Source organism: Microbacterium sp. SORGH_AS_0862, from assembly GCF_030818795.1.
Taxonomy (GTDB): domain Bacteria; phylum Actinomycetota; class Actinomycetes; order Actinomycetales; family Microbacteriaceae; genus Microbacterium.
In genome coordinates this window covers 3,226,459-3,239,489 of record NZ_JAUTAY010000001.1, presented here as the reverse complement: position 1 = coordinate 3,239,489, position 13,031 = coordinate 3,226,459, and the positions used below count along the sequence as shown (strand labels likewise).

16 protein-coding genes, 2 tRNA genes and 1 pseudogene are annotated in these 13,031 nt (G+C 69.0%); 12 read left to right on the top strand and 7 right to left on the bottom strand.

The window, feature by feature from the left end; genetic code table 11:
• Positions 1-7 precede the first annotated feature (7 nt).
• The 3 genes and pseudogenes from QE377_RS15940 (at position 8) to QE377_RS15930 (ending at position 3,297) form a co-directional block, all read left to right on the top strand.
• Positions 8-1,177, top strand: a complete 1,170-nt coding sequence (locus tag QE377_RS15940; RefSeq protein WP_373459541.1) for a mechanosensitive ion channel family protein — start codon at positions 8-10, stop codon at positions 1,175-1,177.
• Complete coding sequence (locus QE377_RS15935; protein ID WP_307325206.1) at positions 1,174-1,632, top strand: globin; 459 nt, start codon at positions 1,174-1,176, stop codon at positions 1,630-1,632. The genes QE377_RS15940 and QE377_RS15935 overlap by 4 nt, the downstream gene beginning before the upstream one ends.
• A 2-nt stretch (positions 1,633-1,634) precedes the next feature.
• Positions 1,635-3,297: pseudogene (locus QE377_RS15930) on the top strand (FAD-binding dehydrogenase).
• A gap of 4 nt (positions 3,298-3,301) precedes the next feature.
• Here QE377_RS15930 and QE377_RS15925 read toward each other — a convergent pair.
• Entirely contained in the window at positions 3,302-3,967 is a 666-nt protein-coding gene (locus tag QE377_RS15925) for a hypothetical protein (protein WP_307325202.1), read from the bottom strand.
• Positions 3,968-4,014: 47 nt separating this feature from the next.
• Between QE377_RS15925 and QE377_RS15920 the strand changes: the two genes are divergently transcribed.
• Positions 4,015-4,926, top strand: coding sequence for an acyl-CoA thioesterase II (locus QE377_RS15920; protein WP_307325199.1), 912 nt, complete (start codon positions 4,015-4,017; stop codon positions 4,924-4,926).
• On the opposite strand, the gene QE377_RS15915 is transcribed toward QE377_RS15920, so the two are convergent.
• The 4 genes from QE377_RS15915 to ssb all read right to left on the bottom strand — a co-directional run bounded on the left by QE377_RS15915 (position 4,923) and on the right by ssb (position 8,175).
• Positions 4,923-5,411: a thioesterase family protein gene (locus QE377_RS15915; RefSeq protein WP_307325197.1), complete on the bottom strand. Its 489-nt coding sequence runs from the start codon at positions 5,409-5,411 to the stop codon at positions 4,923-4,925. The two genes, QE377_RS15920 and QE377_RS15915, sit on opposite strands and share 4 nt — an antisense overlap.
• Before the next feature lie 62 nt (positions 5,412-5,473).
• Positions 5,474-7,153 carry an energy-dependent translational throttle protein EttA gene (ettA, locus tag QE377_RS15910; RefSeq protein ID WP_307325196.1) on the bottom strand — a complete coding sequence of 560 codons (1,680 nt, stop codon included), beginning with the start codon at positions 7,151-7,153 and terminating at the stop codon, positions 5,474-5,476.
• Between the two features lie 43 nt (positions 7,154-7,196).
• Positions 7,197-7,682 (bottom strand): hypothetical protein, encoded by a 486-nt coding sequence (locus QE377_RS15905; RefSeq protein WP_307325193.1) that lies wholly within the window; start codon positions 7,680-7,682, stop codon positions 7,197-7,199.
• A 16-nt stretch (positions 7,683-7,698) separates the two neighbouring features.
• Positions 7,699-8,175 carry a single-stranded DNA-binding protein gene (ssb, locus tag QE377_RS15900; RefSeq protein WP_307325190.1) on the bottom strand — a complete coding sequence of 159 codons (477 nt, stop codon included), beginning with the start codon at positions 8,173-8,175 and terminating at the stop codon, positions 7,699-7,701.
• Between the two features lie 216 nt (positions 8,176-8,391).
• Between ssb and QE377_RS15895 the strand changes: the two genes are divergently transcribed.
• Positions 8,392-8,622 carry a hypothetical protein gene (locus QE377_RS15895; protein ID WP_307325188.1) on the top strand — a complete coding sequence of 77 codons (231 nt, stop codon included), beginning with the start codon at positions 8,392-8,394 and terminating at the stop codon, positions 8,620-8,622.
• 3 nt (positions 8,623-8,625) lie between these two features.
• Here QE377_RS15895 and QE377_RS15890 read toward each other — a convergent pair whose 3' ends face one another.
• Positions 8,626-10,053 carry a PLP-dependent aminotransferase family protein gene (locus QE377_RS15890; protein ID WP_307325186.1) on the bottom strand — a complete coding sequence of 476 codons (1,428 nt, stop codon included), beginning with the start codon at positions 10,051-10,053 and terminating at the stop codon, positions 8,626-8,628.
• Between the two features lie 63 nt (positions 10,054-10,116).
• On the opposite strand from QE377_RS15890, the gene QE377_RS15885 reads away from it, so the two are divergent.
• Positions 10,117-10,749, top strand: coding sequence for a YitT family protein (locus tag QE377_RS15885; protein ID WP_307325183.1), 633 nt, complete (start codon positions 10,117-10,119; stop codon positions 10,747-10,749).
• On the opposite strand, the gene QE377_RS15880 is transcribed toward QE377_RS15885, so the two are convergent.
• Positions 10,709-10,912 carry a methyltransferase gene (locus QE377_RS15880; protein ID WP_137417111.1) on the bottom strand — a complete coding sequence of 68 codons (204 nt, stop codon included), beginning with the start codon at positions 10,910-10,912 and terminating at the stop codon, positions 10,709-10,711. The genes QE377_RS15885 and QE377_RS15880 overlap by 41 nt on opposite strands.
• Before the next feature lie 86 nt (positions 10,913-10,998).
• Between QE377_RS15880 and QE377_RS15875 the strand changes: the two genes are divergently transcribed.
• The 6 genes from QE377_RS15875 to QE377_RS15850 all read left to right on the top strand — a co-directional run bounded on the left by QE377_RS15875 (position 10,999) and on the right by QE377_RS15850 (position 13,031).
• Positions 10,999-11,074: transfer RNA gene (locus QE377_RS15875), tRNA-Arg, on the top strand.
• 46 nt (positions 11,075-11,120) lie between these two features.
• Positions 11,121-11,744: an oligoribonuclease gene (gene orn, locus QE377_RS15870; RefSeq protein WP_307325176.1), complete on the top strand. Its 624-nt coding sequence runs from the start codon at positions 11,121-11,123 to the stop codon at positions 11,742-11,744.
• Positions 11,745-11,781: 37 nt separating this feature from the next.
• Positions 11,782-11,857, top strand: a tRNA-His gene (locus QE377_RS15865).
• Positions 11,858-11,890: 33 nt separating this feature from the next.
• On the top strand, positions 11,891-12,241 hold the full coding sequence (locus tag QE377_RS15860) for a metallopeptidase family protein (protein WP_307325173.1): 351 nt from the start codon (positions 11,891-11,893) through the stop codon (positions 12,239-12,241).
• Positions 12,232-12,543, top strand: a complete 312-nt coding sequence (gene clpS / locus QE377_RS15855) for an ATP-dependent Clp protease adapter ClpS (protein WP_307325170.1) — start codon at positions 12,232-12,234, stop codon at positions 12,541-12,543. Before QE377_RS15860 ends, clpS begins: the two co-directional genes overlap by 10 nt.
• On the top strand, positions 12,540-13,031 hold the full coding sequence (locus QE377_RS15850; protein ID WP_307325166.1) for a DUF2017 family protein: 492 nt from the start codon (positions 12,540-12,542) through the stop codon (positions 13,029-13,031). Before clpS ends, QE377_RS15850 begins: the two co-directional genes overlap by 4 nt.

Sequence of the window (13,031 nt, the reverse complement as noted above, 5' to 3'; positions counted from 1 at the left end):
CGAGAAGGTGACGCACACCTTCGTCTTCGACCCCAACGACCCGGCGTTCTGGCCGAACATCGGGTCGTTCTTCACCACCGCCGGATTCAAGGCGCTCGGCGTGCTCGCCATCATCGTCGGCGCCATCATCGTCTCCTGGATCCTCCGCGGCGTGATCCACCGGGTCGTGGAGCGCATCGTCTCCGGCGCGAAGAGCAAAGCTCAGGTCACCGACACCCAGGCGCTGGATCGCTCCCCGCTCGCCGCCGTGCGACTGGTCCAGCGCACCCGCACGCTCGGCTCGATCCTGCAGAACATCGTCAACGTCACGATCGTGATCATCGGCATCATCCTGATCGTCAACACGATCGACTCGGGCATCCTCGGCTCCTTCGCGCTGCTCACGGCGGCGATCGGCGCAGGGCTCGGCTTCGGCGCGCAGAACATCGTCAAGGACGTGCTCAACGGCATCTTCATCGTCGCCGAGGATCAGGTGGGCATCGGCGACGTCGTCGACCTCGGACTCGCGACCGGTGTCGTCGAGTACGTCAGCGTGCGCGTCACGCACGTGCGCGACGTCAACGGGACGCTCTGGTACGTGCGCAACGGTGAGATCACCCGGATCGGCAACATGTCGCAAGGGTGGTCGCGGGTCATCATCGACCTTTCTGTCCCCGTCGATGCCGACCTGGATGCGGTGGAGAAGGCGATGCTCGATGCGGCGAAGCATCTCGCGAAGGATCCCAAGTGGCGCACCAGGATCATCGAACAGCCCGAGATCTGGGGGTTGGAATCGATCTCCGGGGATGCTCTCGTGATCCGGCTCGTCATGAAGACCCGCTCCAACGCCAAGGACGACGTCGCGCGAGAGCTCCGGGTGCGCCTGAAGCGTGCGATGGACGCCATGGGCATCCAGCTGCCGTTGCTGAACTCGATCATGCTGAGCGGACTGGAGGCGGCGGGTCGCGTGCGCGGGGCGAACCCTCCCCGCACCAAGCCCATCCCCGTCGCGGCAGACGAACGCCCGGTGTGGCGCCCGAAGCGCACGGGGAGGGGCGCCCGCGCCGCCACGGAAGCCGCCGCAGAGGGCGAGGCGGTCGCCCCCGCCGGAGACGGAGCGCCAACGAGCGATGACACGCATTCGGCGGCGCCGCGAAAGCCACGTAAGCCCCGCACCCCGCCCGAGGAGTCCGCATGAGCCAGCAGCCCGTCAGCTTCTACGCCCAGGTCGGGGGGCACGCCTTCTTCACCAAGCTCGTGGACGCGTTCTACGAAGGCATCGCCGACGACGAGGTCCTGCGGCCCATGTACCCGGAGGCCGACCTCGGTCCCGCCAAGGTCCGCATGCAGACCTTCCTCGAGCAGTACTGGGGCGGACCGACGACCTACAGCGAACAGCGGGGTCATCCGCGGCTGCGCATGCGCCACGCGGCGTTCCACGTCGATCCGGATGCTCGCGACCGGTGGCTCTCGCACATGCGGCACGCCGTCGATGCGTGTGACCTGCCGCCGATCCTCGAGGCGACGCTGTGGGACTACCTGCAGCGCGCGGCCTATGCCATGGTGAACACGTTCGAGCCCGCAGGCATCGGACCTGCGGCGGGGACACGCTCCTCCCTCCCGGTCGATCCTGCGGCGACCACGAAGGAGTGACCGTGACCGCATCCCACCGCACCGATGTTCTCGTCGTGGGATGGGGTCTGGCCGGACTCGTGGCAGCCTGCGAGGCCCTGCGCGCCGGGCGGTCGGTGACGATCGTCGACCAGCAGCCGCGTGTAGACCTCGGAGGGCAGGCGTGGTGGTCGTTCGGCGGGCTGTTCCTGGTCGACTCGCCCGAGCAGCGCCGCATGGGGATCAGAGACTCCCCCGAGCTCGCCGCGCAGGACTGGTTCGCCACGGCCGGCTTCGACCGGGCCGAGGACGAGTGGCCCGCGCGATGGGCTCGGGCGTACCTCGACTTCGCGCACGGCGAGAAGCGCTCGTGGCTCCGCCGGCGCGGGGTGTCGTTCTTCCCCGTCGTGGGCTGGGCGGAACGCGGTGGTTACACCGCGACCGGCCCCGGCAACTCCGTGCCTCGCTTCCACATCACATGGGGCACCGGCCCCGGACTGGTCGCTCCCTTCGCGGCGGAGATCGAAGAGGCCGAAGCAGCTGGACGCCTGCGCATCCTCGCCCGTCATCGCGTCACGGTGCTCGAAACGAGCGCCGGCGCGGTCACGGGGGCCCGCGGCGACGTTCTCATCTCCGCGGACACCGACCGCGGACGAGCGACTCCGCACGATGTGGTCGGCGACTTCTCGATCGAGGCGGCCACGACCATCGTGACCAGCGGAGGGATCGGCGGCAACCATGCGCTGGTCCGCGAGCGCTGGCCGGAGCGGCTGGCGACGCCGCCCGCGACTATGGTCGCCGGCGTCCCGGCCTATGTCAACGGTTCGATGCTCTCGGTCGCGGAACAGGCGGGAGCAACGCTCATCGGCAGCGACCGGATGTGGCACTACGTCGAGGGGCTGCAGAACTGGGATCCCGTCTGGCCGCAGCACGGGATCCGCATCCTCCCAGGCCCCTCCTCCATCTGGCTGGACGCGACCGGCGAGCGGCTGCCCGTCCCCCTGTTCCCCGGCTTCGACACCCTCGGAACCCTGGCCCATCTGCGCGCCACCGGACACGACCACTCGTGGTTCGTCCTGTCCGAACGCATCGTCGAGAAGGAGTTCACGCTCTCCGGCAGCGAGCAGAATCCGGACCTGACCGGCAAGGACGTCTCACTGCTCCTGCGCTCGCGGCTCGGAAAGGGCGCATCGGGTCCGGTGCGCGCGTTCCTGGAGCACGGCGCAGACTTCGTGCGCGCCGACCGACTCGAGGATCTGCTCGCCGGCATGCGGCGTATGCCCGGCGGCGACGCCCTCGATCCCGATCGGGCCCGGCGGGAGATCGAGGCGCGAGACCGCGAGATGGACAAACCCGTTCACCAAGGACGCCCAGGTGGCGATGCTGCGCTCCGCGCGGGCGTTCCGCGGCGATCGGCTGGTGCGCACAGCCCGGCCGCATCGCATCCTCGATCGCGCGGGCGGTGGCTTGATCGCCGTCAAGCTCCACGTGCTGACACGCAAGTCTCTCGGCGGCATCCTGACGGACCTCGACGCGAGAGCGCTCGATGCGCACGGTGAGGCGATCCCGGGGCTCTACGCCGCTGGCGAGGCCGCCGGCTTCGGGGGCGGCGGCGTGCACGGTTACCGCGCCCTGGAGGGGACGTTCCTCGGCGGCTGCCTCTACTCCGGCCGCGCCGCGGGACGCGCCGCCGCGAGCGCCGTCTGAACCGTCAGGAGCCCGTCGCACGCACGGCTGTCATCCCTGACCGCATCGGTACGCGCACGAGGATGTGACCCCGCGACAACGAGACGCGCGTCCACCCGGGGGCGGAGAACACTCGAGCGTGCTCCGCGCCGAGCACGAAGCCCATCGCGACCGCGCCGAAAGCGACGGCGCGCAGCTGGGAGCCCAGCGCCTCGTCCGGCTCCGCCCACACCCGGAGCCGAGCCGAGCGCACGACCTCCTCGCCGGGGTCGCTCGGCAGCGCATCGGCGACGGCCGCCATCCCCCACTGCGCTCGTGCGGCCAGCACCTCCGATGCGATCCGGTCCGACGGCTCCCATCCGGTGCGCGGCGGGGACACGCCCGCCCACGCGGGCCGGACGGCCGTCTCGCCCAGTTCGATCGCGGTGTCTGACGCGGCGGTCAGCTGCGAGGCGGGCACGCTCAGGTCGCACTCGAGCTCCGGGTCGACGGGGAGGACGCGCATGGCCAGCACCGTCGGAGTCGCATCGAGCAGGCCACGGGAGGCCAGCACCGCCGTCGTCATGGTCAGCACACCTCCGGCACCGCGGAAGTGGACGGCCGCTTCGCGGTCGAGCGCTCCGGCCCGTCCGACGAACGTCAGAGCGTCCGCCGCGGCCTCGGGATCGGGGAACAGGAGACGAGCGGACACCCCACCTAAACTAGCAACGCGTGCATGCGGCGAGCCGAGGAGAACCAATGACGATCAGCGATGAACCCACCGTCGGACGCACGGAGCACGGGAGCGACCCGGTCGGCTCCCTCATCGAGGTCCTCTCGATCGCGTCGAGCGATGCGCGCACGACCGAGGACATCTTCACGGGCGACTCGCACGCCATGCCCCTCGGACGCATCTACGGCGGTCAAGTCCTCGGCCAGTCCGTGGTCGCCGCCTCCCGCACGGTCGCCGAGGACCGCCCGATCCACTCCATGCACGGCTACTTCCTGCGCGCCGGCGACTCCTCGCGGGGGTTGACGTTCTCCGTGGACCGCCTGCGCGACGGCCGCTCCTTCTCGGCCCGCCGCACCCAGGCGTACCAGGAGGGCGTACCGATCTTCTCGATGATCGCGTCGTTCCAGACCGAGGATGCCGGCCTCGACCACGCCGAGCCGATGCCGGACGTGCCGGAGCCTGAGGCACTCGTGCCGCAGGAGTCGGACCAGCTGCATCCCCTGTCGATGCGCAGCATCAGCGAGCTGCCGGTCGAGGTCCGCCACGTTCCCGGAACGCTGTTCGAAAGCGAGACGGTGACGCCGGAACCGCATCAGAGCGTCTGGATGCGGCTGCGCCGGGCTCTGCCCGCCGATCCCCTGCTGCATCGCGCGATGCTCGCATACCTTTCGGACATGACCATCCAGGAGTCGATCCTGCGCGCGCATGGCCTCACGTGGCGCACACCGCGGCTCAACGTGGCGAGTCTCGATCATGCGATGTGGTGGCACCGCCCCGCAGCCGTCGACGACTGGCTGCTCTACACGCAGGACTCCCCCAGCGCGCGCGGGGGGCGAGGGCTCGCGACCGGCCGCATCTACACCCGCACCGGCGAGCTCGTCGCCAGCGTCGCGCAGGAGATCATGGTGCGTGTGCCGGCTCCGGGCGAGGCGTCCTAGCGCCGTCGGGCGTAGGCGATCGGCGCGCCGAGGTACGGCTCCCAGGCCTCACGCATCCGTTCGGTGAGTCGCATGGGCCGCCCCGTGGCGGCGTCGACCGTCACCACGACGGCGGACGAGCGGGCGTAGAGAGTCTGCGGCTGCTCGCCCGTCAGCGGACTGAACACCTCGTAGCAGACCTCCATGCTGGATCCGCCGAGGCTCCCGAACCACAACTGGACGTCGAGCGGTGCGCGCTGGTAGGGCACGGGATGCAGGTACTCGATCTCCTGGCGCGCGATGAGAGTCAGCACACCGGCCGTGGCCCCGGCCGGGACGACCGCGGTCGGATACTGCGGCTCGGTGTCATCCGCGGCCCAGAAGGCACGCACGCGCGCCTCCTCGAGAAGCTTGAGCATCGAGGTGTTGTTGACGTGGTTGAACGCGTCGAGGTCGCCCCATCGCAGGTGGATGGGGACATGGAGCCGGCGCTGGGCCTCGGTCATGATCTCTCCCCTGCTCGCATGCACGATACGGATCGCCCGTCAGGGGCGATCCGTATCCGGCATCAGTCGCGCGTCAGCTTGCGGTGCGTCGAACGGTGCGGGTTGGCCGCATCCGGACCGAGTCGCTCGATCTTGTTCTGCTCGTACGCCTCGAAGTTGCCCTCGAACCAGTACCACTGCGCGGGGTTGTCGTCCGTGCCCTCGTAGGCCAGGATGTGGGTCGCGATGCGGTCGAGGAACCACCGGTCGTGCGTGATGACCACGGCGCAGCCGGGGAACTCCAGCAGCGCATTCTCGAGCGAGCTCAGGGTCTCGACATCGAGGTCGTTGGTCGGCTCGTCGAGGAGCAGCAGGTTGCCGCCCTCCTTGAGCGTCAGCGCGAGGTTCAGACGGTTGCGCTCACCGCCCGAGAGAACGCCCGCCTTCTTCTGCTGGTCCGGCCCCTTGAAACCGAACTTGGAGACATAGGCGCGGGACGGGATCTCGGTCTTGCCGACCGTGATGATGTCGAGGCCGTCGGAGACGACCTCCCACAGCGTCTTGTTGGGGTCGATGTTCGCGCGCGACTGGTCGACATAGCTGATCTTGACCGTTTCGCCGACCTTCAGGTCGCCGCCGTCGAGCGGCTCCAGCCCGACGATCGTCTTGAACAGCGTGGTCTTGCCGACACCGTTCGGGCCGATGACACCGACGATCCCGTTCGGCGGCAGGCTGAAGCTGAGTCCGTCGATGAGAACGCGGTCGCCGAAGCCCTTGTGGAGCTTCTTCGCCTCGATGACGACGTTTCCGAGGCGGGGCCCGGCAGGGATCTGGATCTCCTCGAAGTCCAGCTTCCGCGTGCGCTCGGCCTCCGCCGCCATCTCCTCGTACCGCGCGAGACGCGCCTTCGACTTCGTCTGGCGCCCCTTCGCACTCGAACGCACCCACTCGAGCTCGTCCTTGAGGCGCTTGGCGAGCTTCGCGTCCTTCTTGCCCTGGACGTCGAGACGCTCGGCCTTCTTCTCGAGGTACGTCGAGTAGTTGCCCTCGTAGCCGATCAGGCGGCCGCGATCGACCTCGGCGATCCACTCCGCGACGTTGTCGAGGAAGTAGCGATCGTGGGTGATCGCGATGACGGCACCCTTGTAGGACTGCAGGTGCTGCTCGAGCCAGAGCACACTCTCGGCGTCGAGGTGGTTGGTGGGCTCGTCGAGCAGGAGCAGGTCGGGCTTCTGGAGCAGGAGCTTCGCCAGCGCGACGCGACGGCGCTCACCGCCGGACAGCGGACCGATCGCGGCGTCGCCGGGCGGGGTGCGCAGTGCGTCCATCGCCTGCTCGAGCTGCGAGTCGAGATCCCAGCCGTCGGCCGCGTCGATCTCCTCCTGCAGCACGCCCATCTCCGCCAGAAGTGCGTCGAAATCCGCGTCGGGATCGGCCATCAGGCCCGAGATCTCGTTGAAACGGTCGAGCTTGGCCTTGATCGCGACGCCGTCCTGGATGTTCTCCAGAACGGTCTTCGTCTCATCGAGTTCCGGCTCCTGCATCAGGATGCCGACGCTGTACCCGGGGCTCAGCTTCGCCTCGCCGTTCGACGGCTGGTCGAGACCGGCCATGATCTTGAGGATCGTCGACTTACCGGCGCCGTTGGGGCCCACCATGCCGATCTTCGCACCGGGGAGGAACGCCATCGTGACGTCGTCGAGGATGAGCTTCTCGCCGACCGCCTTGCGGGCACGGACCATGGAGTAGATGTATTCGGCCATATCCGCTCCAGTCTAGACGGCGCTCGCACGCCCCGCCGTCGGCCTACCAGTCGATGGCGCGGGTGTGTCCGATCAGACACGTGCCGTCGGAGAGACCCGGCTCCACCACGGTCACGGCCTCGCGTGTGGCGGGTCCCACCTGGCCGATCAGGCATTCCTCGCCCCAGCGCACCGCGAACTGGATGCTCTCGGCGGGATTGTTCACTGTCGACTGATCCGGGGTGACCTGCATCGCCGCCTTGTCGAAGCCGGCTGCGGTGAGCGCGTCGATGTACGCACGCCCCGAGACCTGATCGGGCCCGGCCCACACCGCATCCACCACACTCGTGAACAGCGGCAGGTTGTCTTCGGCCGAGCCCTCCGGAACGAGCGTCGGGGTCGGGCTCGGAGCCGGGGTCGTGGCGGCGGGTGTCGAGATCGACACGGTCGGGCTCGGCTGCGGTGACGGCGTGCACGCCGCGAGCATCACGGCGCCGGCCGCGGCCACGAGGACGAGGGCGGACAGTCGGACGGCGCGGGGCGAGGTCACGGGCCCAGTTTAGGCATCAGAACGGGGTGGACCCGACGCTCACCTCCTCGCTCTCCGCCCCGGGCGCCGCCCACCCGTCATCGTCGACCGGACCCGTGGGGCGGCTTCCATCGAGCCCGGCGGGGTCCCCTGACCGCGCAGCCGTGCGCGTGTAGACGGTCGTGCCCCATCGCAGATCATGACCCACGGCCTCGGCCTCGATCTCCGCAGAGACGCCCTTCTTCGTGTCGGTCTCCCATTCCTGCAGCGAGAAGCGACCGCTCACGACGACCCTCTCTCCCGACCCGATCGATCGGTGGATGTTCTCGGCCAGTCCGCGGTAGGCGCTCACGCGGTACCAGCTGGTGTTCCCGTCGATCCATTGCGAGGTCTGCTTGTCCTGGCGACGTTCGGTCACCCCGACGCGGAAGCTGACGACCGCGTCGCCGGAGGGCATGCGCCGCAGCTCGGGCATCGCGGCCACGTTGCCGACGATCGTGATGCGTTCCTTCATGGTGTGTCTCCTCTCGATCGGGCACGCGGGATGACGCTGCGGCGCCCGGGTGCCCGACGGGCGCCGCAGCGGAGACAACTGTGCCTGGCCGATCCGGTCGCGAATCCTCTCGCGGACCTGGATGCGGCGGACCCGCCGTCCGTCTCGCACTGGGGAGGAGCGAGGATGCGGTGTCGGTGGCCGTCGATAGCGTCGAGACGACGGGAGGGAAGACCGATGAACGCAGGAATGAACACCGCGACCGCTCCGTCTCTGGTCGCCCTCGGACTGGATCGATGGCGCGTGCTCGACGCGGCGGGCGTCGTGATCGGCGTGGTCGACGCGCTCGCGCGCCCTGAAGGAACGCGCTATCGCGCCCGTCGCTACCGGTGGTCCTCTCGGGCCTTCGTCGACGTCGGCGAGTTCTGGCGACGTGATGACGCCGTCGCGGTGCTCCGCCGCGGCTGAGCCTCAGACGACCGCATCCAGCGCACCCTCTCTGAGCGGCGCCGCTCCCCCGATGGTCCGCCCCCAGGCACGAGCGATCCCGTCGACGGCGCGCTCGAGATCGGGGGCGGCTGCGGTGAAGGGGATGCGCAGGTTCTTCTCGAAACCGCCGTCCACGCCGAAACGGGGCCCTGCGGAAAGGAGGATGCCCTCGGCGCACGCGGCGAGCACGAGCGCGCTACTGAAAGGGCGATCGAGCTCCACCCACAACGCCACGCCGCCGTCGACCGCCGGAACCGTCCACTCGGGAAGCTGCTCCGCTAGGGCTGCGCTGACCGTGTCACGTCCGGTTCGCAGCAGATGCGCGCGCTGCGCGATGACCTCGGGCAGATGCGGGAGGAGAAGAGTCGCGACGTGTTGCTCCCAGTCGGGGGTTCCCAGCTCGATGGGAAAGCGGGCCGCGATGAGACGACGGATGAGTTCCTCATCCGCCCGGATCCAACCGACGCGGAGCCCGCCCCAGACCGTCTTGCCGAACGAACCGACGCGGACGATCTGCTCGTCCTGCGGGTCCGCCCCGAACGGGGGCGGCTCGATCGCACGGTCGATGTCGAGATCGGCCGTGGTCTCGTCGACGATCAGCACCGTTCCCGCACGCGCGGCGGCCGTGACGAACAGCTCGCGCTCGAAGCCGGTCATCGAGCGGCCCGTCGGATTCTGGAAGTCGGGCATCAGGTACGCGAGACTCGGGCGGACGCGCGCGAACACCTGCTCGGCGCGATCCAGGTCCCACCCCTCGTCGGGCGTCACGGGGACGCTCACCAGCCGAGCGCCGGCGGAACGGAGCGCTTCGGCCGCATGCGGATACGTCGGACTCTCGATCATCACCCGATCGCCGCGGCGCACCAGGACGGTCGCGAGGAGGTGCAGGGCACTCTGCGCACCGCTCGTGATGAGGATCTGGGCCGACGTCGTCTGAATGCCGCGACGCGTGTACTGGTCGGCCAGCGCAGCACGCAACTCTTCGCGACCGACCACGTCGTAGCCGGGGCGAGCCAGGAGCGCCGTTGTCTGCGCGGCCGCCTCGGCGAACACACCGGCCAGACCGGGCCAGGCCGCAGGGCTCGCCTGCTGGAGATCGACGGCGCGGGGGTCGGACACCGTTCTGGTGGCGGCGCGCTGCGGCGCTCCCTGCGTGACGCTGCCCGAGCCTCGGAGGCTGCGGATGTGGCCACTGTCGCGGAGGCTCCGGTATGCGGCCGCAACCGTGGTGCGGCTGACGCCGAGCACGGAGGCGAGTGCCCGCTCTGCCGGCAGCGCGGTCCCGGCGGGGAGCCTGTTGTCGAGACAGAGCAGGCGGATCCCGTCGGCGAGGGCCTCGTATGCGGGTTCGCTCGTGCGCCATCCACCCAGTCGCGCTGTCAGCGCCCTCGCGCTCACTCGGGAGTCCATGCAAGCCAGTCTATCGAGATTGGTATCTTGGAGAGGAGCCAATTGTGCGATGTGCTTGACGGCATGACCACACGACTGATCCGTCTCGTCGTCGGCTTGGCGATCTACGGCGCCGGAGAAGCGCTCATCGTTCGCGCGGGGCTCGGTGTGGACCCCTGGACGGTCCTCGCCCAGGGCATCTCACTGCGAACCGGGTGGGGAATCGGCTGGATCGTCAATCTGCTGGGACTGGCCGTCATGCTCGCGTGGATACCGCTGCGCCAACGACCCGGTGTCGGGACCCTGGCCAACATCCTCCTGCTGGGAACGAGCATGCAGGTCGTGCTCGATCTCGTGCCCGACGCCGACGGGTTCCCCGCCCAGATCTTCATGCTCCTCGGCGGTATCGTCCTGGTCGCCTTCGCCACCGGTCTCTACATCAGCGCCGGGCTCGGACCCGGCCCGCGCGACGGACTGATGACAGGACTACACACCCGCTTCGGCATCCCCATCTGGATCGCGCGCGGCAGCATCGAACTGACGGTCCTCGGTGTCGGCTGGCTGCTCGGCGGCACCGCGGGCGTCGGAACCGTCGCCTTCGCGCTGCTCATCGGGCCGCTCGTGCACCGGGCTCTTCCGCTGCTGGCACGCCGCCCTCGTGTCGCCCGTCGGTCGGTCAGTGCTGACGGAACTCCGGCCACGCCGAGCCGGGCTTGAGGTGCGCGCGCAAGGCGCCCTTCGCGATCTCCATGCTGGGATAGCTGCCGAGATGGTCGTCCGCGCCGCTCATCGTGACGACGTATTCCCCGGCATCCTTGCGGATGCTGCCCACCACACCGGTGTTCCCGTAAGCCACCCATAGCGCTTCGGTCGTGCTCATGCCGAACCTCCTCGTCCGTATACGCCCGACGCTACGCCGTCCCGCGGTCGGGCACCAGGCCCGTCGCGCTACGCTGGAGGATGCGGCCCCCCGTAGCTCAGCGGATAGAGCAGGAGCCTTCTAATCTCTTGGTCGCAGGTTCGATTCCTGCCGGGGGGACCACCGTCTCCGACTCGTCCGCGTCGGAGCACACGAGGAGGATGTGCACGTGAGTACGACCGATGGCGACCGGCTGGTGTGGATCGACTGCGAGATGACGGGTCTCGATCCTCAGATCGATGAGCTCGTCGAGATCGCGATCGTCGTCACGGACTTCGAGCTCAACGTCCTCGACGAGGGATTCCAGATCGTCATCCGCCCGGATGCCACCGCGTTGGCGAACATGAACGACTTCGTCACCGAGATGCACAGATCCTCCGGCCTCCTCGATGAGATCCCCTCCGGCGTGAGCGTCGCCGAAGCCGAGTTCCAGGCGCTCGAGTACGTGCAGCGCTTCGCGCCGATCGAAGGCAAGGCGCCGCTGGCGGGCAACACGATCGGCACGGACCGCGCCTTCCTCGCCCGTTACATGCCCCGACTCGACCGGTGGCTGCACTACCGCAACGTGGACGTGTCCAGCATCAAGGAGCTCTCGCGCCGCTGGTACCCGCGGGTCTACTTCAACGCACCCGCCAAGAACGGCGGCCACCGGGCCCTCGCCGACATCCGGGAATCCATCCGCGAGCTGGCCTATTACCGCGAAGCCGTGTTCGTCTCACAGCCCGGTCCCTCCAGCGACGACGCGAAGTCCGTCGCGGCGAACGTCGTGTCATCATTTGCCTCTGAGGTGTGAGAGAATCGTTTGGTTGCCCGCGCGAGCGGGAGACATGGTGGCTATAGCTCAGTTGGTAGAGCACCGCGTTGTGGTCGCGGGGGTCGCGGGTTCAAGCCCCGTTAGCCACCCCACTTCTTCCCTCCGTTGCGAGGCAGGGTCGCCTGATGCTTGAGATGGATCACGAGAGCTTCGAACGCCTCGTCGTCGAGGAGCTCGACCGTCTCCCCGACGACATGGTCGACGGACTCGACAATGTCGTGTTCGTGGTCGAAGACCGCTCGGACGAGGATCGGGGCGAGCTGTTCGGGCTGTACGACGGGTGGGCGCTCACCGAGCGCGACCGTTATGGCGGCGGTGAGCTGCCGGATCGGATCGTGGTGTACCGCGAGCCGCACCTGAACGCCTGCGCCGACGAGGAGGAGCTCCGCGACGAGGTGCACACGACCCTCGTCCACGAGATCGCCCACTTCTACGGCATCGATGACGCCCGGCTGCACGAGCTGGGATGGGCATGATGGCGGCGTTCGCAGATCCCGACGTCGACGAGCGGTTCGATCTCGGCGCGGCCGGCGCCCTCGACCCGCACTGGCAGACCGTCGTCTGGAACGACCCCGTCAACCTCATGAGCTACGTCGTCCGCGTCTTCCGCGAGTACTTCGGCTTCTCCCGGGAGGAGGCCACCAGGCGCATGATGGCGGTGCACCACGACGGGCATGCCGTCGTCGCGGAGGGGATGCGGGAGCAGATGGAGCTGCACGCGCAGGCGATGCACGACTACGGCCTCTGGGCCACCGTGCGGCGGGCACCCGGCGCATGAGCGACACGGTCACCCTCTCCTTCACGCGTGTCGAGGCCGTTCATCTGCGAGGACTCGTCGGGCAGTTCGTCGATCTGCTGGCGGATGCGGATGCCGCATCCGACCCGGCGGTGGCGCGCCTGACGCCCTCGGCATATCCCGACGACGCGGCGTCCGCGGATCAGTTCCACGCCGCGACCCGCGCTGACCTCCTGCGCCGGCGGAGCGCGGAGGCGGGCACCGTCCTCGCGGATCTCGCCAGCGCGGGCGAACTGGATCCGTCGGACGACGACGCCTTCGACGAGGCGCTCGCACAGATGGAGATCTCGCTCGAGCCGCGCCAGGTGGCGGCATGGATGCGGACACTCAATGCCGTCCGGCTCGTCCTGGCCGCGCGGCTGGGCATAGACGACGAGGACGATCACCCGGCGGACGATCCCCGCTTCGGCGTGTACGAGTGGCTCGGCTATCGGCTCGAGCTGCTGATCGGCGCCACCGAAGACCCGTGA